At 42.2% G+C, this 18,777-nt stretch carries 20 protein-coding genes; 5 read left to right on the forward strand and 15 right to left on the reverse strand.

All coding sequences use genetic code 11. The features are described 5' to 3' along the window. Position 1 precedes the first annotated feature (1 nt). From agaD to RXV91_RS12835, 4 genes are read right to left on the reverse strand one after another with little or no spacing between them, the layout of a single operon-like run. A complete protein-coding gene (gene agaD, locus RXV91_RS12820; RefSeq protein WP_131510159.1) occupies positions 2 to 817 on the reverse strand; it encodes a PTS galactosamine transporter subunit IID in 816 nt (271 codons plus the stop codon). After that, positions 807 to 1,616 (reverse strand): PTS galactosamine transporter subunit IIC, encoded by an 810-nt coding sequence (gene agaC / locus RXV91_RS12825; RefSeq protein WP_131510160.1) that lies wholly within the window; start codon positions 1,614 to 1,616, stop codon positions 807 to 809. The genes agaD and agaC overlap by 11 nt, the downstream gene beginning before the upstream one ends. Continuing rightward, a complete protein-coding gene (agaB, locus tag RXV91_RS12830; protein WP_316440180.1) occupies positions 1,617 to 2,099 on the reverse strand; it encodes a PTS galactosamine transporter subunit IIB in 483 nt (160 codons plus the stop codon). A gap of 30 nt (positions 2,100 to 2,129) precedes the next feature. Continuing rightward, positions 2,130 to 2,912, reverse strand: coding sequence for a GntR family transcriptional regulator (locus RXV91_RS12835; protein ID WP_316440181.1), 783 nt, complete (start codon positions 2,910 to 2,912; stop codon positions 2,130 to 2,132). An 809-nt stretch (positions 2,913 to 3,721) separates the two neighbouring features. Between RXV91_RS12835 and RXV91_RS12840 the strand changes: the two genes are divergently transcribed. Continuing rightward, positions 3,722 to 4,183 (forward strand): universal stress protein, encoded by a 462-nt coding sequence (locus RXV91_RS12840; protein WP_021732767.1) that lies wholly within the window; start codon positions 3,722 to 3,724, stop codon positions 4,181 to 4,183. An 83-nt stretch (positions 4,184 to 4,266) separates the two neighbouring features. Then, positions 4,267 to 5,169, forward strand: a complete 903-nt coding sequence (locus RXV91_RS12845; protein WP_316440182.1) for an RluA family pseudouridine synthase — start codon at positions 4,267 to 4,269, stop codon at positions 5,167 to 5,169. A gap of 164 nt (positions 5,170 to 5,333) precedes the next feature. On the opposite strand, the gene RXV91_RS12850 is transcribed toward RXV91_RS12845, so the two are convergent. From RXV91_RS12850 to RXV91_RS12865, 4 genes are all read right to left on the reverse strand, one after another. Then, positions 5,334 to 6,236: a DUF6287 domain-containing protein gene (locus RXV91_RS12850; protein ID WP_316440183.1), complete on the reverse strand. Its 903-nt coding sequence runs from the start codon at positions 6,234 to 6,236 to the stop codon at positions 5,334 to 5,336. Next, positions 6,226 to 6,489 carry a hypothetical protein gene (locus RXV91_RS12855; RefSeq protein ID WP_316440184.1) on the reverse strand — a complete coding sequence of 88 codons (264 nt, stop codon included), beginning with the start codon at positions 6,487 to 6,489 and terminating at the stop codon, positions 6,226 to 6,228. Before RXV91_RS12855 ends, RXV91_RS12850 begins: the two co-directional genes overlap by 11 nt. 107 nt (positions 6,490 to 6,596) lie before the next feature. Further along, positions 6,597 to 7,472 carry a zinc ribbon domain-containing protein gene (locus RXV91_RS12860; protein WP_003642645.1) on the reverse strand — a complete coding sequence of 292 codons (876 nt, stop codon included), beginning with the start codon at positions 7,470 to 7,472 and terminating at the stop codon, positions 6,597 to 6,599. 34 nt (positions 7,473 to 7,506) lie between these two features. Next, positions 7,507 to 8,625: a TcaA second domain-containing protein gene (locus RXV91_RS12865; RefSeq protein ID WP_316440185.1), complete on the reverse strand. Its 1,119-nt coding sequence runs from the start codon at positions 8,623 to 8,625 to the stop codon at positions 7,507 to 7,509. A gap of 402 nt (positions 8,626 to 9,027) precedes the next feature. Here RXV91_RS12865 and RXV91_RS12870 point away from each other — a divergent pair, with 402 nt between their 5' ends. Beyond that, positions 9,028 to 9,348 (forward strand): helix-turn-helix transcriptional regulator, encoded by a 321-nt coding sequence (locus RXV91_RS12870; protein WP_316440186.1) that lies wholly within the window; start codon positions 9,028 to 9,030, stop codon positions 9,346 to 9,348. Between the two features lie 162 nt (positions 9,349 to 9,510). Here the strand turns inward: RXV91_RS12870 and RXV91_RS12875 are convergent, their stop codons facing one another. The 5 genes from RXV91_RS12875 to RXV91_RS12895 form a co-directional block, all read right to left on the reverse strand. Then, a complete protein-coding gene (locus tag RXV91_RS12875; RefSeq protein ID WP_003645904.1) occupies positions 9,511 to 9,708 on the reverse strand; it encodes a DUF2929 family protein in 198 nt (65 codons plus the stop codon). Between the two features lie 209 nt (positions 9,709 to 9,917). Next, a complete protein-coding gene (locus RXV91_RS12880; protein ID WP_316440187.1) occupies positions 9,918 to 11,066 on the reverse strand; it encodes a glycosyltransferase in 1,149 nt (382 codons plus the stop codon). Between the two features lie 465 nt (positions 11,067 to 11,531). Then, positions 11,532 to 13,898, reverse strand: coding sequence for a phosphoketolase family protein (locus tag RXV91_RS12885; RefSeq protein WP_316440188.1), 2,367 nt, complete (start codon positions 13,896 to 13,898; stop codon positions 11,532 to 11,534). A gap of 228 nt (positions 13,899 to 14,126) precedes the next feature. After that, the gene (locus RXV91_RS12890) at positions 14,127 to 14,975 is read right to left on the reverse strand and encodes an alpha/beta hydrolase-fold protein (protein WP_316440189.1); all 849 of its coding nucleotides are present in this window, start codon (positions 14,973 to 14,975) and stop codon (positions 14,127 to 14,129) included. A gap of 14 nt (positions 14,976 to 14,989) precedes the next feature. Further along, entirely contained in the window at positions 14,990 to 15,715 is a 726-nt protein-coding gene (locus tag RXV91_RS12895) for a GntR family transcriptional regulator (protein WP_316440190.1), read from the reverse strand. A 124-nt stretch (positions 15,716 to 15,839) separates the two neighbouring features. Between RXV91_RS12895 and ybaK the strand changes: the two genes are divergently transcribed. After that, the gene (gene ybaK / locus RXV91_RS12900; protein WP_316440191.1) at positions 15,840 to 16,343 is read left to right on the forward strand and encodes a Cys-tRNA(Pro) deacylase; all 504 of its coding nucleotides are present in this window, start codon (positions 15,840 to 15,842) and stop codon (positions 16,341 to 16,343) included. Between the two features lie 4 nt (positions 16,344 to 16,347). Then, positions 16,348 to 17,127, forward strand: a complete 780-nt coding sequence (locus RXV91_RS12905; RefSeq protein WP_316440192.1) for a hypothetical protein — start codon at positions 16,348 to 16,350, stop codon at positions 17,125 to 17,127. Positions 17,128 to 17,322: 195 nt separating this feature from the next. Here the strand turns inward: RXV91_RS12905 and RXV91_RS12910 are convergent, their stop codons facing one another. Both RXV91_RS12910 and RXV91_RS12915 read right to left on the reverse strand, forming a co-directional pair. After that, complete coding sequence (locus tag RXV91_RS12910) at positions 17,323 to 17,979, reverse strand: HD domain-containing protein (RefSeq protein ID WP_316440193.1); 657 nt, start codon at positions 17,977 to 17,979, stop codon at positions 17,323 to 17,325. Positions 17,980 to 17,988: 9 nt separating this feature from the next. After that, on the reverse strand, positions 17,989 to 18,738 hold the full coding sequence (locus RXV91_RS12915) for a LytTR family DNA-binding domain-containing protein (protein WP_316440287.1): 750 nt from the start codon (positions 18,736 to 18,738) through the stop codon (positions 17,989 to 17,991). Between the last annotated feature and the right edge of the window lie 39 nt (positions 18,739 to 18,777).

Here is an 18,777-nt window from a genome sequence, read left to right on the forward strand (position 1 = left end):
CCTAAAGAACTCCCATCCATGAGAAAAGGATTGCCAAAATAAATGTTCCTAATATTAGGATTACGGGACTCACATTTTTCTTCTTCAATAGCCAATACAATAAGAAGGTATACCCTAATGGTAATAAATTAGGGAAAATCCGATCAAAAAATTGTGTTTGAATAGCAATCGTATGTCCTGCTGAAACTGGAATCTTTGTTTTGACCGTAATTTGTACATAGGTAGCAATTAATCCCCCAATAACAGTGCACCCCAAAATACTAGCACAATGTGATACAATTCCAGAATTTTCACGAATCTTTGAAATAGCTTTTGTACCGGCATTATATCCCAATAACGCAATTGGTGCCCGTGCTATAAACATTGCCAAATAGACTAGGAAAAAAACTAATGGGCCAAGAATGCTACCTTGTTTAGCAAAAGATGCTGTAATCCCAGCGACAATTGGTAAGATTGTAAACCAGGTAATCGCGTCTCCAATACCAGCTAACGGACCAAACAATGCGATTCTTAATCCATCAATTGTCGATCTTTTTTCGCCATGTTCTTCAAGTGATGCTTCTAGGCCCATCAACAATGGTGCAGCATAATTATTAGTGTTAATAAATTGCAAGTTTGATTCAAGAGCAGCAGCTAAGCCTTCTTTATCATTACCATAAATTTTTCTTAGTGATGGCAACATTGCCAGTGTCCAACCATCTGCCTGCATCCGTTCATAGTTCATTGCTGACTGATTGAACAGTGATCGCCAACCGAGCATTCGTACATCATGTTTCGTTAATTTACCTCGTTCTGATATCGGTGAATTAGATGCCATCACTATCATCTCCGTTTCCACTGGCACTTTCAATCATTGACTTAATTTTTTTCTCGTTATCAGTTTGTTTCTTATTGTGATAGAACTCAATAAAAGCAAGTGCAATCCCAATTACCGCAACCGGCATCAAATTACCAAACTTAATAAAGCATGCCGCGGTAAAGCCAAGTAATAAATACGGAACATATTCAGCTTTTAACATACTTTTAAGTAACAATCCAAATCCAACTGCAGGCAAGATATTCCCTGCAATTTCAAAACCATGACTTAACCAGACGGGCATCGAATTAACTAATGCTTTCATTGGCTCTTGAGCACCATAGACACAAAGAAAAGCAATCACACCATACGTTAATGCAACAAGTACTGTAGGCAACAGTGCCAGTCTTGTAAACTTTTTAGTTTCAACATTAGATGCATATGCATCTAATTTTTTAGTAAGGACTGAAAATGCAGAGTAATAAAACAAAATGATATATTGCATTAAAATACTAAATGGTAGTGCCAATCCAATAGCCGTTGAAGGTGTTTTGCCAGTAGTATACGCTAATACAACTGTCATGATCCCTGCCATAATTGGATTAGGTGGCTGTGTCCCACCAACTGGTGTTAACCCCGCAAAAGCTAGCTCTGTTAATCCACCGGCAATAATACCAAGAGTCAGATTACCTAAAATAGCACCAGTTACTGTACATACGATCATCGGTCGAAATATATACAAACCCTCTAACCAAAAATCAATACCAGCAATTACAGCAAATAATCCAATCAGGAGGCCCTGAATTAAGGTGACTTGCATCTAGATCACCTCTTCCAAAGGTTGTTTTTTATCTTCCGGAACTTCTTGCACATAAACATTCACACCATGATCAGCACAATATTTCAAATCAGCCTTGTCCTGCTCATCCATATAAGTATATTTAGTTACTTGAACCTTTCCCTTTGAAAAATGCATATTTCCAAGATTAAGATTTTTTACTGGAACACCACCCTCTACTAATCGACGCGCATCTTGGGCATTACGAATCACCAAAAAGATATGTTGTCGCGGACTTGCTTTGCGAATAGTACTGATAGTCTTGTCAATTGTCCAAAATCGAATTCCAACTCCTGATGTTTCAGCAGTTGCAGCCATCAATTCTTGTTGCAATTGATCATTAGCAGTTTCATCATTAGCCACCAATAATAAATTGGCTCCAACAGAAGAAGTCCAAACAACACCAACTTGTCCATGAACTAGTCGGTTATCGATTCTTGTAAGCACAATATTTGGTTCACTCATATTTATCCCTCTATTCACAGCGGATAGTAATTAACCTACGATATACATAATCAGATTTCCTACCACGGCTGCTTTTCTATAGTAAATTATTTCTTTCTCTTCTATTCCACGTGTCTGCATATAAATCATTGGATCGCCAACATTTAAGTCAAATTCTTTCCGGTTACTTTTAGTAATTAACGCAGGTTGAGTATGTGAAAAGAAACTAGCCTTTAGTCCATACTTTTTAACCAAAAAAGGCATCAAATCATTATTAACAATCTCGCTGTTAAAAATACGTGGGAAGCGCTCAAAAGGTAAATAGACTTGTTCATGGAAGACAGGTCGATGATCCGCATAAACCATATAACGTAGATAATACAAATAAACATCGGAGTTTATTTCCATTACTTTTCGAACATCAGACTCCGAACCATCCACAATCAATTTAAACGCTTCAAGTCTTATTTCTGGAACAGCATTCATATTTTCAATTGCTTTGCGGACATCTAGGTAATGAATACCTAAATCAATGTCCTCTTTGTTTTTTACAAACGAACCTTGTCCTTGTTTTTTGTAAATATAATCTTTATTTTCCAGCTCTGCTAGTGCGCGTCTAACAGTAATCCGGGAAACATCATACTTTTCACCAAGTTTCTGCTCTGATGGTAACTTAGCATTTTCTACCAACTCACCAGACTCAATCTGACGAATCAAATCATTAAGCATGCTCTGATAAAGTGGAACAATTTTTGAACTAGTCATTTTGTTTTTATCTCCATGACTTGTTATGTTGTTATAACAACCTACATCAATATTAAACCACCACATCATTCTCATGTCAACGCTTACATTGGCGGTTTTCTATTTTATTTTTAAGATTTCAGATGTTTTTGACATTCCCAACACACAAGTTTCTTTTTTTCTTATAGTTATAAGTACTAATAGTTTACGTAAAGCAAACATATCATTATTAGTTTAAACCTTATCACGCCACGTTACGATTACTAATTGAGTAAAGTAAAGATCCAGCATTTTAACATTCCAAGCAAACTACTTATTATTAAATTTATGATTAATAAAACATATAATACTATTATGACATCGGTTTGCGACATGATATTTGCAAAATATAATACCATATCTATTTAACGTTATTAGAACGGTCAAACAATAGTGTCTCCATATATTAATAAGTCATAACCGATATTTTATTAATATACATACCACTTCATTACATAACTGACTTGTTAAAAATTTGTTACTAACAATTGCACCCAGCCTAATTTTCCCAGTAAAGTTGATAACTATTAGCTCTACTGGGAACAGCTTGTCACGATTTACACTCTCTTACTTCAGATATATCTTTCGAACCACCTACATCTTGGCGTCGTAATGCTCAAAAATTAAACGGTGCACAGCAATTTCGATAAGTTTAATATTTTGAACTACTTGTAGATAATCTTTGCCACTGATAATGATTCTAGAAAAACACTTTCCTTGCTATTGTTACTCGACTACTATTTACTCAGATAGTCTAGCTAAACATACATGTTCATAAATCGGTTTAAAATACTTACATCATTGAAAATTAATGCTAAAATATAGATATTAACTAGCCATATCAAACGGGGGTAACCATTATGTTACAACAATATCAAAATATCTTGGTACCAGTTGATGGCTCCAAGGCCACCGATGAAGTTCTTCGTCGGGGCATCGAAGTCGCTAAGCGTAACAAGACACATCTCGACATTTTAAACGTGTTGGAAGTTAACCAATTCAGTGACACGTATGGCGGCGCGGTCAGTGGTGACGTAATCTACAAGTTATCAGAAGATGTTCAAAAACGCTTAGGTGAACTCAAGCAACAGGTCCTTGACGCTGGGGTAACCGACGTTGATGTTCACGTTCGTTTTGGCAATCCTAAAACAGTCATTGCTCGTGAATTTCCAGCTGACCATCACAACGAATTAATTATGATTGGTTCAACTGGCTTATCCGCCGTTGAGCGTTTAATGGTCGGTTCCGTAACAACTTATGTCAGTCGCAATGCAATTTGTGATGTCCTAATTGTTAAACCGGCAGCCAAAAAAGAAGACTAACAAAAAAGTCTGGATACGTTCCAGACTTTTTTAGTGGCTTCTGTGCGTTGCCTCGTCTTCCCCGTTATAAAGGAGTTTCATTCATGACCTGGACTTATCAACTCACCATCCCGCCTAGTTTGAATCAACAGTCGATTCGGACTTGTCTTCAGGCTTGGCTGATTCCCAAGCGCATTCAGGGCCAGTTACGCCAAACGCGTCGAATCCAACTGAACGGTGCACCAACGTCGATTGCACAACTCGTTAATACTGGTGATTGCCTGACGTTAACGTTTATCCCCAGTGACTTTCGGACCCCGACCTCGAACTATATTGCGGCTGCCACGGCCCCGGCTACGATTTTATATCAAAGCAGCGATCTGTTAGTCGTCGATAAACCCGCTGGCGTGAAATCGCATCCTAATCAACCGGGTGAAACTGGATCAATTTTAAACGACCTAGCAGCCACACTCCAGCCAACTCAACAAGCCCCGTACATGGTTCACCGATTAGATCAAATGACCTCTGGTGCGATGCTAGTCGCATTGAACCCGGTTGTTGTCCCGATTTTGGACCGCTTAATCAGTGACAAGCAAATTCGCCGGACTTATTATGCCTGGGTACGTGGTCACTTTGCCACGCCAACTGGGCATTTCAACGCGCCAATCGGTCACGATGCTACCGACAAACGCAAACGCTGGGTCAACACGGCCGATGCCCAGCCAGCACTCACCGACTACGAAGTATGTGCAACCACCGCCCATCAGAGTTTAGTTAAACTGACCCTGCATACTGGCCGCACCCATCAGCTACGGGTCCACTTGGCCGCCAGTGACCACCCGATTATCGGTGATCCACTTTACGACTCGCAAGCGGAGTCGGCGCCTCGGCTGATGTTACATGCCCAATTGTTGGATCTACAACTTCCATTTAGCACCACACGGGTGACGGTACCGGCCCCATTGCCAAGTTTATTTAATAGTCCGCATCTAATCGAGCGCTACTGACTAAGCAAGTTCAACTTCATTCAGCTGGCTACCGACGCTTGCCATCAAACTGTTATGAAAGTATCTATCTTGAAGGGTCCAAAAAGGAAGCTCAGTGAGCTTCCTTTTTTTGACACCTGCATATTTATCTTAGCCACAAAGAGCTTTATTATGCCTCTAAACTGTTAATTTGAGCGATAATAAATCTTATCACTTGGAATGTTTTGGGGATCATTTTGCGTTCCTAACGCCGCAATACGGTCCCGACTACTATCACCATTATTTAGGTCAGCATTATTTCCACCGGGCATAAATACCACATCATAAAGTCCGCCAGATGAGCCTGATATTGAAAAACTGCCTTGAAGCATGCTGGCACCGTTTGAGGTTTGATAAGTTAATTGTTGATGATACTTCAATCCATCAACCGTCTTAGGATTTCCTTGCTGATCATCTAATGATGGCACATCCATTTTGAGTTTAGTAATCGTCCCCGGAGTAGCGTCTTGCGTCAGGCCAAAATCGCTAAATTTCATCCGCTGATTATGAATCTTGATTTGATTTCCTTGTCCATTTTGCCAAGTCCCATTCAAACTTGAATAATCACCAGTTTTAATCTGGCCGAGCGCCATTGTCGACTTGCGGTTTCCCGTATTGGCGGCGGTCGTTTGACGTTCAAAAACTTTTACATAAGAATTATTACTTGTGCGCGTTATGATTCGCTCAGTATCCGTCTTAATGGTGGCAGGAACGTTATCACCCCAGCCACTGATTGCGACTCCCTTAGGATAAAACCAGTACGTGACAGCAGCTGCACCGATATCACCATCGATATGCAGTGCGCCTTTTTCCTGTTTAATGGTAGTAGTAACAGCCTCTTCATCACCATTCGCATCTTCAAATTTCCCGCTTGCTAAGGCCATTTCACCGTCACTGATTTTCGTGTCTTTTACGGTTAATTTAGCGCCAGCCTCGGGAGATTGCCAAACATTGCCCTTAGTATCATGCTTATTGACACTACTAGCAACTTCCTTCCAGTCACCTAACAAACTCCCATAGGAGCCCTGACTGATCTCATTAAGATTCATAGTCGTAGCCCCCCCGTTGTTGAGACGTTGTTTTTGTCGACTGAGAACTTGCGTTGACTGACGTACTCGTTGCCTTAGTTGCATCATTTGTTTTGTGCGCCTTATCAGTAATCACTTTGGGCTTCACTTTGACCACACTAACGCCATGCTTCTTATCCGCATGTGAAGCTTGCGAGGCCTGCTGTGAGCTACCACAACCGCTAATAAATAACAGTAATAGCATACTGATACAGACAGTTTCACTTTTTTTCAAAATCTGGTCCCCTTTTTTTCCGCTCTGAATCCATGGCATCGTCTCTTTTAAAATTAACTAATCCGTCACGGCAACTGACGAAGCCGGTAATCCGACGGTACTAACACTTACGAAAATAGTGACGATAGTTGTGAGAAAAGCATATTGCCACCTAAAACGGCTAATATCATGACATAAACAGATAGTGCAAACCCTAATGCGATTTCAGCAATGATTAACGCATAAAATTTGTCAATATGGGGCTTCACAACATTATCAATAATGATATAAATAAATGCCAGATTCATAATCCCAATGGTTGGGATCATAAAGAAGAACAATCCAGTCATGCCAGAAAAATTACCAGTTCCAGTGAGAATCGTCAAAAGCAACGTGAGTAGATTAAAGATTAGAATCAAATTCGTAATTGCTGCAAATTGATTGATAAAATCACTAAATTGCATCGAACCAGTATTAACAACGCGGCGAAAGGCATAGGCAATGCTAACATAAATCGCATATATCCCAAGAACCATGAAAAACACCAGCATACTCGTTTTTAGGATAAAGCTGCCAGCATGAATCGCAGCTTCCGAACTACCACCAGTCAATGAACTAGTAAAATCATTGGCGACATTTTGTGCCTTACGTAAGATTAACGCAATTGATAAAACCAGTAAAAAAGCCTCAAGACCGATCGAAGTTAGTCCAAAGTACCGATTAGTCGGTTCAATCGGATGACCGGGATGCCGGATCGTCATCTTAAACCACGAAAAGTAGCTTCCAGAGAACTTTTTGACATGTTGGACGGTATCTGTGGTCAAAATTTTATTGACGGTATCATCACTACTACGTTCAACCGTATTCTCGGATTCGGCAACTGACTGCCCTTGATCCGGAATTTCCTGGTTTGGGGCAACCACAGCACCACATTTCGGGCAAAACTTCGCCCCGGCTTTCAGTTGATTGCCACACTGCGAGCAAAAAAGTGCCTGCTTATTCATTTAAACATCCTCCAAATTAATCATAAATTTCTCGTTAATCATTTGAATCTACCGTTTCAAACTTACCGGTACTCGTGTTGTAGCGCGCTAGAATATCATTAACATCATCATATCGATAAGTATCTGCTAAATCATTAGTACCACTAACATAGCATTTAATTTCATACACATCCGTGTGTGGTTCACTCGCCGTATAATCATAATCACTAATATCCCCACCGGTAGCCGCGGCAATTTCTGACACAGCTGTCTGAGCTGAACTAGACAAATCATCATAAGCACTGCCCGTACCACTCTGCGATTCACTCTCGCTGTTGATTAAACTCGAGTCTGATTCATCACTGGCAGTGGTAGCTTTGGTATCAGTATTCGCCGTTGACGTTGTCGCTGCCTTTTTATTCGCAACTAACGAAATTAATTCATGGACGTTCGCGTGCCCCATCAGATTAACCTTGTGCGTAATTGTCGTGTCAGAATTACTTAGTTTAAACGTATAGGTCCCCGGAAACAGCGGACCAACCTTATAAGTGGCATGCGCACTTTCGGTGGTCACCAATTCGATGTCATTTGCTTCCAGTGTGGCATTTTTTAGATTGGTCGTGATTAACGGCTGCATCGTGGTGACGCGTAATTTGTAAGTTGGGAATAGTGTCCACTTAGTTCCGATTTGCTTAACAACAAACGTGTGATCACTAGAATAACCGTTATGCTGTAAGTCTGTTTTCAGATCTTGTGCGTACTGGGGATGTTTTTGGATATAGGTCATTAAGGGCTTTACGGACTGTTTTGTGATTTTTAACCCAGTATTATCGCTAACTAAGTGTTTCGACAATGTCGTGGGCTTATTACTAGTCATCATTTCGACTTCCGCGGCAATCTGCTGATTTTTACCAGTGTGATATTGATAAAACCCAAATCCACCTCCCACAATAATGACGACTGCGAGCACGCTTCCACTGATTCGCAACCACCTTGATTGCTGCGTCTTAGCTGGTTTATGAGCTTGATATTGCCTTGAATCCCCGAGTTTCTGCTCCGTTCCACTGGCTTGCGTTCGTTCAGCACTGTCAATATGAGTCAGATCCGCTCCGCAATTTTCGCAAAAAACATTATCAGCCTCATTTTCATGCTGACAATTTGGACATATTTTCATTTCTGGTACACTCCTCCATTAATTTGACATCCGATGAAATAAGCTCCTCCCAACACTCTGATTTCTATTCTGCTTTGCAAGCTATACTAATTATTTAATAGCGTTATAACAAAGCTTTAATAACATTATATACGACTAAAAGAAGTATTTAAAGACCTTTATAGTATGTTGCTATTTTATCATTAACCGTAACCTAATAATTGCTTTGTCACATTCAACGGATCACAAATTCAGCATGAGTTCGATAACTGAAAGCAAAGTAACGTGATTTAATCAGCATCACGTATCAAAAGCTTTAATGACCTTATAATGGCACCTATAAGGTACTTACAGCTCTGTTTCAAGCATAGCGAAACCTCTAAAATTAGTGCTAAGACGCTTAATGGATTAAGGAGGATTCCCATGTTAACCGAGATAGGCAAAATCATTCGGCAACGCCGACAGCAACACGACATCACCATCGAGCAATTGGCCGAACAATCGAATGTTTCAATCTCGCTAATTTCCCGACTCGAACGTGGTAAGGTCGATAACATTAAACTACAAAGTTTGACCGCAATCGCTGAAACTCTGAATTTAAAAATAGCGGACTTCTTTCGCGACGAGCTTCTCCAATCACCTAATATTGTTGCATTACTCGACTACCTGAGTGATCTGCCAGCCCATCAACGCGAAGAACTTGCCGGTACGTTACTCAAACTACTCCGACTATCCAAATCGTGAGCATTTGTGCAGCGCCCCCCGGACAGTTAGTTCACCATTGAACCCCGCGATTCATCTACACTAAAAAATGATTCACCTTCCTCTAGCAGGAAGGCGAATCATTTTTAATTTATCAAACTTATTAGCGGTCAGTTAAGCGCCCTTAAAGCCAGCATGCAGTTCTTAATGATGCGTTGTCACTAATAACCCACTCATCACTGCCAATATGATACCCACCGCCATGGCTTTGAGTGGTTCACGAACGATGGGGGTGGCGGTCAAAGCCTCGACCATCGCCCCACCTAAATACGTTACAACGAGACCCAATACGGCGCCCCAAAAGATTGTGACTAGTAAACTAGCCAGCCACGTTGTCTTCAATAGCAAGCTCCTCCAATGCGGTCAGGCACCGCTGACCTTTTGATTGAGTGTATCAAAGTCGTCACGCGATTGCAAATTGATTAATAGAATTCATAATTTTTATATAATAGTTCTATCAAAAGAAAATCCCCACCATCAATGACAAAAAAGCTCAGCACCGACCATTCAGGTCCTAGGTACTGAGCGATTATCATGACCACTATGACAGGCTAACGTCCCCCACTACTCAAATCCGCAGGCCAATTTGATTCGACGACCGTTTGCGGAACATATTGGCGATTCAATAGTGCCAGCCACTGCCGGACAATCTTGCTCAGGGTAAAGTCATGACTGCGTTGCCGAGCGCGCGCGGCATATTCAGCGCGACAGTCAAAATCAGTTAACAGCGGCATTAAGCCAGTAATCAGAGCATTCACATCGCGGGCCGGAGTCAACACACCGTACTGGCCACCCTGCAAGTACTCGGCTGAGCCAGTATTCCACATTGAGACGATCGGTAATCCCATCGTCATCGCTTCCCCCATAACTAATGGCATCCCTTCCCAACGCGAGGTCATCATGAAGACACTCGCCTGTTGATAATGCGCCCGTAACTCAGTATCCTTCAGCGCACCCCGATAAATAATGCGGTCGCGAACATCGAGTTCAGCCATCAACCGATTGAACGTCGCTAATTGCGCTTCGGGACCAGCTCCCGCGACTGCGATTTGCCAATCATCGGGCAAAGCCCGCGCAACTGTCAACAAATAATCGAGTCCCTTATGTTGCAGGTCAATACGACCAGTGTAGGCAATGATGTGTTGCGCCAAGTCGGCCTGCTGACCATGAGCTTGCATGGTCGGTGGATTATAGATCTTGACCGTATGAGCGTTAAAACGTGAGTAGCCTTCCCAATCATAATCGGTCAATGTCACGACCGTATCAGCCGCTAAGAGCCCTGCGACCAGTTCATCTTGCATTTGGACGTAATACTGATTGAGGTAGATATCAACATTATTGTGCATCCACGCAATGACATTGATCCGTGGAAAACGTTGTTTGATTGCCGGAGCAAAACTCGTCAGTAAACCTCCCGGGAGAATAACGGCATCGTAAGTTCCCGACCCAATCGTCGTGAGTAAATCATCTATTTGAGGCGCATAAACTGTCAACGGATCAGCGCCAAAGTAATTAAGTACCGTCGCACTTGCGGGCCGGCGCGCCGTGATAAGCGGTGCGCTCAGTTCATAGAAAGACCGGGGTTGGGCCAAGGAGTAAAAAGCAACATCGGCTTGCGAGGTCAACGCATTGCCGAGGACCGTCGCCGCTCGTTTGACACCATCCATCACTAAATTCTCGACTGTTATCAAAATTTTCATTAGCATCGTTGACTGGCGATTAAACAACCAGTCGCTCCTTTCCACATAAACTCGGTTCATGGAACCGGAATCGACGATGTTAGGCTGAGCTGATTGCGTCAGACCCGTTCATCCTTAACTAATCACCATCACTAGTATCAGCTTAGGTAGCGTTATTATAACAGGAATAATTAAAAACCAATTAAAATATGCTCACAATTCACATTATGCTAGTCATTGCAAGTTGCTTATTGACTAAACGTCAGTTAGCTAGGTGCTGATTAAGACGTCATAGACTGCATTCCGGCCTCAATCAACACTTGTTAAAACGCCACTGGTATTGCTTGATATACACACAATCTGAAATACGTCGCCCATGCTAAGTTGACAGTATTCAATCGGCACAATTAATAGCACAAAAAATAGCGTTGCTACTGGAGGCACAGGCCAGTAGCAACGCTATTTTCAAATTAAGATTTTAACTGCTTATTTTAAACCCTTCCATTGCCAATCATTAACTTCTGGCAAATCGGTTCCGGCATCCCGAATGTATGCATTGTGTTTAGCAAGCATATTATCCATGGATTGAACGAAGGCCGCACCGGTGTTTTCCATGGCTGGTTGCGCCACAATCGCCGTCTTAGCTAAGTCGAAGCGGTCCATCTGGTTCATGACCCGTACGTCGAATGGTGTGGTAATATCCCCATTCTCACGGTAACCATGAACATATAAGTTATGGTTGTGACGATCGAAGAAGATGTCACGAACTAAATCTTCGTAACCGTGGAAAGCAAAGACCACTGGTTTGTCCTTAGTAAAGTAATGGTCAAACTCAGCATCTGACAAGCCCCGTGGATCCTTTTCAGGACTACGCAACTTCAAGATGTCAACCACGTTCACGAAACGAATCTTCATCTCTGGGAAACTGTCGTGTAGTAATTGGATGGCAGCCAAAGTTTCAAGCGTTGGTTCCGTCCCAGCAGCTGCAAAGACAATGTCTGGTTCGCTACCTTGGTCCGTACTTGCCCAATCAATGATACCAAGACCATTGTCAACTAATTGCTTAGCTTCTTCAATGCTGAACCATTGTTGACGTGGGTGTTTTGACGTCACCACGTAGTTGATCTTTTCTTGGCTCCGGAAAATGACGTCACCGACAGCTAATAACGTGTTGGCATCGGCTGGTAAATATTCGCGAATGTATTCTGGTTTCTTTTCGGCCAAATGAGTTAACGCACCTGGATCTTGGTGGGTGTAACCATTATGGTCTTGTTGGAATACAGTTGAAGCCGCGATAATGTTAAGTGATGGGTACTTTTTACGCCAATCAAGTTCATTGGCCTTACGTAACCACTTGAAGTGTTGCGTCAACATTGAGTCCACAACGCGTAGGAACGCTTCATAACTGGCAAATAACCCATGACGTCCAGTTAAGACGTAACCTTCTAACCAACCTTCAGCTTGGTGTTCAGATAACTGAGCATCTAAGACCCGGCCAGCTGGTGCTTCATATTGGTCACTATCTGGATGAATGTCTTCCATCCATTGACGATTAGTGGTTTCGAAGACACCATATAAGCGGTTAGACATGGTTTCATCAGGTCCGAACAACCGGAAGTTATCAGGATTCTTTTTGATGACATCCCGCAAGTAGTCTGACCAAACAAGCATATCTTGCTTAACATTCGCGCCTTCCTTGGACGTATCGACCGCATAATCACGGAAGTTTGGTAAGTTCAAGGCTTTCGGATCAACCCCACCATTCGTAATTGGGTTAGCAGCCATCCGACTGTCCCCAGTAGGAATAATTTCTTTAATATCATCCTTCAAAGAACCATCTTCATTGAAGAGTTCTTTTGGTTGGTATGATTCGAGCCAATCAACTAAAGCATCCGCATGTTCCATGTCATTTTGATCAACAGGAATCGGAATTTGATGAGCCCGGAATGAACCTTCGATCTTATCGCCGTCCCATGACTTAGGACCAGTCCAGCCCTTAGGTGCACGGAAGACGATCATTGGCCATACTGGCAATGTCGCATCGTCATTTTCGCGAGCATGCTTCTGGATTGTCTTGATCTTTTCAACGGCTTCATCCATCGCCTTAGCTAAGGCTGGGTGAACCTTTTCAGGATCGTCACCTTCAACGAAGATTGGTTCCCAATTCATGCTTTCGAAGTATTCCTTAATCTTAGCATCAGAAGTCCGACCAAAAATCGTTGGGTTAGAAATCTTAAAACCGTTTAAGTTCAAGATTGGTAACACAGCCCCGTCGTTGATTGGGTTGATGAACTTCGTTGATTGCCATGAAGTTGCTAATGGACCCGTTTCGGATTCCCCATCACCAACAACAACCGCGGCGATTTCGTCAGGATTGTCAAGAATTGCCCCAACCCCGTGTGAAATTGAGTAACCAAGTTCGCCACCTTCGTGGATTGAACCGGGTGTTTCAGGTGCCGCATGGGAAGCAACCCCACCTGGGAATGAGAATTGCTTGAAGAGCTTTTGCATCCCTTCAACATCCTGCGTAATTTCTGGATAAATATCGGTGTAAGTACCGTCAAGGTATGAGTTTGAAACCATCACTTGACCACCATGACCTGGACCTTCGACGTAGAACATCTTCAAACCGTACTTGTTGATGACCCGGTTAAGATGAGCATAGATAAAGTTTTGACCGGCGATCGTCCCCCAGTGACCAATTGGATGAACCTTAACGTCACTGGCCTTCAATGGCCGTTGTAATAGTGGATTATCTTTTAAATAAAGTTGACCAACTGATAAGTAGTTGGCAGCACGCCAGTACTTATCAACTTTTTGCAAATATGCTGGTGATGAGTAATCTGTTGTCATTTCAAAACACTCCTTAATTTGCTTTTCACTTGAACGCTAACTGTTTAAATGTTTTCGTTTACAAGTTCTATTTTAACAACTCATTTAAAAAAATCAACCTTTTTGTTAATTGGAACGGTCCAATTTTATAAATTAAAACAAAAAAACAAGGCTCATCCCTTGGGACACCTTGATTTTAGATTAATATATTTTTTCATAATTTGTACGCAGAGTGATTGAAGTAGCCCATCAATTAGCTTTAATATGCCCAGAATTAACACCGGCGCCCTGATTAGTTAGTGGCAACCAGTTCAGTGCTTTTAATAGATAGCGGTCCCAGAAATCCCACTCGTGCGCTCCAGAACCGACCACATATTCATGCGAAACTTTTTTGGCCGTTAGAAAATGATCAAATTCATCATTCGCTGGCTTTAAGCCGTCCTGATCGCCAATCGCCATAAAAATCGCGGGTAAAGCGACGTGAGCTGCCAGTAAATTAGTTACGAGCACTTGCGGGTTTAATTCCGAATGACCAGCAGCTGCTAGATCTGGGCCAAAAACGCCATGCTGATATGCGGCCGTTTCCGCAAACCACTGAGGCTTTGCCGGTAACTTTTCCATTCCGGGTCGCACATTCAGTCCGGCTGATAAACTCACAATGGCCCCAAAAGTATCGTGAAATTTTAGTCCGTTATACAGCGCCCCGTAACCGCCCATTGATAATCCGCCAATAAAAGTTTGGTCACGCTGGTGTGATAGTGGAAACGTCCGGCGTGTAAAATCAATCAATTCCTGACCAATAAATTGACTATACGTCTCCCCAGACCAAGGATGATCAGTATAGAAACTATTCTCGCCCGCTGGCATCACGACAGCCAGGTTCCGTTCGTCGGCCCAGCGCTGGATTCGTGTGCCACTAATCCAGTCGACTTCACTACCTAAGATACCGTGCAATAAGTACAGGGTGGCAAACGGACCCTGAATCGGGCGCGGCACGCCCTGCTCATCTGGGACCAATTTATCCGTTGGTAAACACACCATCAGGGGAACGGTCCGATGTAAACTAGCCGCCATAAAATTAATACGAATCAGTGCCATGACATCTCAGACTCCTAACTATTCGTTGACACAAACGTTGTATACTTCATATATTGATAATGTAGTCGCATATTAGACACTTCAAAGGGTGTCCCATCATCTAAGAAGAAGATCCCACTCATCAGGCCCACCGGTTCATTCGGCTGCAAATGTAGCAACTCTTGATCAGTCGTATTGGACGCATCGGCCGCAATCGATAAGAATGATTTAGTCACTGCGGCATGCAACGTCTCCTGTACATAATTAAAGATCGAACCACTGACCACTTGCCGGTTCAACTGGGGCACAAGCTTGATTGGAATATAGCCACTTTCAATCATGAAAGGCTGGTCATCCAGTAATCGCAGCCGTTTGATTTCATAAACAAACTCGTCAGCCGTTAAAAATAAGTCTTGTTGCAACTCTTGACTTGCAGGAATGACGCGAAAGTCTAATAATTGAATACTGGGCTTAGCACCCTCAGTATTTAAACTGTCCGTAATTCCTAGGTTAGTTCCTTCATACTTAAACGAAGATTGATTTTTAAGATATAATGGATTAATGAACGTTCCCGAACCCCGCTTCTTGAAAATCAGGCCCTTATTGGCTAGCACGTTAAGCGCGCGCTTAATCGAGCTACGACTTACCTGATACTGTTCGCTAAGACTACGTTCATCTGGAAGCTTCTTATCAACAAATTCATTCGCCATGATCCGTTTATTGAGATCATTGATGACTTGTTGATAAACTAGGTCAGCCATTGTAATCCCTCCTTTGAGGTTATTTCATACCTCAAGTATAGCAGAATTAATGGCGTTTGGGTGAATTGTTCCGGTCCATTTATAAAATTGGACCGTATTTTTAATAAATGTGAGGTTAATAATAATGTCAAAAAAGAAGAAAAAAGATCAATTAGGTAAAACACTTGTTGAAAAGATTTTGGATAAAGCAAATATCAGCTATCAACAATATGAATTCCCAACCGAAACGGAAGGCGACGTTCAACAATTACAAGTCGACCACCTCGGTATTGATGAACATCATATCTACAAAACCTTGGCGTTAATTGGTAACAAGACTGGTCCCATCGTTGGTGTCCTACCATTAGATGAACACCTGAGCTATAAAAAATTAGCCAAGCTATCAGGCAATAAAAAGGTCGGCATGATTCCATTAAAAGACTTGGAACGGACGACTGGTTATCAACATGGTGCGAATACGCCCGTTGGTATTTGGGAGACTAAGAAATTCCCTATCTATCTGGATGAAACGGCTAAGCAACAAGGAAAAATTCTGGTATCTTCAGGTAAAATCGGTCGTTCGATTGAAATTGACGCTGATGACTTACGCAAGCTCGTTCACGGCACTTTTGGACCGATAACGGAGTAATCTTGTGGAAAACTTGATCAAGAATAACAGTATTGTCCTGTTGATCATCATTGGTTTACCAGGGCTCTTTGCTTGGTTACTAACAATTGTCAACCGGAAGACTAAAGCAAATCTGGTCAACCATTATGGAATTAATAGTCAAGTCTATTGTGGCTTTTTAGGCATCATCATCCACGAACTCAGTCATTTGGTATTGGCACTAATTTTTCGGCACGGTATTCAATCCGTCAGGCTACTCAAGCGACCACACCTCCATCCAGAGAATGAATCAGCGGACGATTTAGCATTGGGCTACGTTAACCATACATGGAATCGACGCAGCCTATATCAAGTCATCGGTAATTTGTTCATTGGTGTGGCACCAATTTTTGGATGCACCGCAGCGCTCCTTGGGCTTGATTGGTTACTAGCTCCCGGACTTTTTCAGGCTATTTTTAAATTGGCCGACACACCTGAACAGCTGCAATGGACGGCTAGTTGGCAAACTTTAACAAGCACGTCGACAAGCTGGTGGCAACTGCTATTATTACTAATATTGACCGTTACCATTGTGATTGGTGGCTTTGATTTGAGTCCCGCTGATTATCAAAATAGTACGATTGGGTTATACAGTACCGTGGGCATTCTTCTTGTACTGACGACGTTGTTAACTTTAATTGGTATTACTAGTTGGATTCACACACTAGTCACTTGGGGACTAATGGTGGCCATCATTTTAGGCTACTCACTATTCGTGTCACTTGTCGTCATGTTGATAACCCATCTCTTAACAAACCGTGCTTAACACCGGTGCCCTCGCCCTTCAGCTAATATCAATTAAACTCGATTTCAGAAATTAAGATTAGATCACGCCTAAAAAGGACGTTTCAAGAATTGACTGTGAATTCTTGAAACGTCCTTTTTTAGCGTGATCAGCTTCAATATCGGCCGCAACACCTACTTTTAAAAGTATCAATCGAAGATTAACTGTCGCCAACACTCACGCTTTGTCATCCGCCGTCCACTCAGCTTTAAACTGATCGACAAATTGGTGCATCACCGTAGTTCGGTGCACTGCTAAGGCCTTGGCGGACGCCGTATTCATTAGATCCGCTAACTTGAATAGTTTTTCATAAAAATGATTGATGGCAGTTCCGGGCTGGTTACGATATTGGTCGCGCGTCAACTGTTCACGAGGTACGATCGTTGGATCATAGATTTTCTCACCGACATGACCTGAATAATAAAGTGCCCGTGCAATCCCAATGGCGCCAATTGCGTCCAACCGGTCAGCATCCTGAACGATTTGACCTTCCAGACTCAATTTTTGTACCCCATTGAAGGATTTACTAAATGACATATGATCAATAATATCAAAAATCGCCACTTGATCGGCCGGTGTGACGTGTAGGTTAGTCAACTGGTTAGCCAAGTCTTGATGAGCCTTAATGGGGTCCGTCATTAATTTATCATCGATCACATCATGTAACCATGCGGCTGCCAAAGTCAAATTCAAATTAGCCCCCTCAGCTTGTGCAAGGCGTCGTGCCAAGCGGTTAACTCGCTGTAAATGATCGCTACCATGGCCACTATGATCCTGAGCCAGTTGCCGCAAAGCGTAAGCTTGAATTGCTATTAATTGCCCCTCCGTTATCATACTCTCATCCTATTCCTGTATTTGATAATACGCCCGTAATTTCTTGATAGTCCCCCGACTAAAGGTCAGGTGATCCCGATTGTCCATGCTAATAATACCCTTATTAAAGTCAACCGTAATGACATGATCAAGATTCAAGGCATAACTTTGAAACTCATTGAAAAATTGCATTGCTGTAAGCTGTTCTTTAATCGTGTTTAAATTCTTATGTACGACATAGGACTGAGTTGTCGTGACAATTCGCGTTGTCCGTAACCCGTGTTCCTTCTCACAGTAAAGAATATCTTTAAGCTTCAATGTTAATAATAACGCGCCACTTCGTAAGGTTAAAGTTGGTTCGGCTGATTGTTGTAACGTCACTAACCGTTTTTTGACAATTTGAAGAATCTGTTGTACTTGTGGCACAAATTTTTCTTTATTGAACATATTTGTTTTTGAAATAAACCCAGTGGGCGTCGTCATCGCATTCAACGTATCCGGCATCATGTCATCCCGCACCGTCACATAGACGACAAAACCATCGGGATCATAATCACGAATCTTTGAGGCCAATTGAATGCCATTAATTTCACGCTGCAAAACAATATCTAAAAAATAAAGATTTGGTCCGCCACCCTTTTTCACCGCTGCTAACACGTCAGACGGCTGCCACGCCGAGACTAGCTCATAATTAAAATGCAATGCCTCGAGCTGCGTCGTAATGATGTCATTTAGCCAGAGACGTTGCTGTTCCTGATCGTCACTGATAAACACCTTCATATCAATCACTCTTCCCAATGTAAAGTAAATTAACAAACC

Origin of the sequence: Lactiplantibacillus sp. DA1 (assembly GCF_032681335.1) — a bacterium.
Classification (GTDB): domain Bacteria; phylum Bacillota; class Bacilli; order Lactobacillales; family Lactobacillaceae; genus Lactiplantibacillus.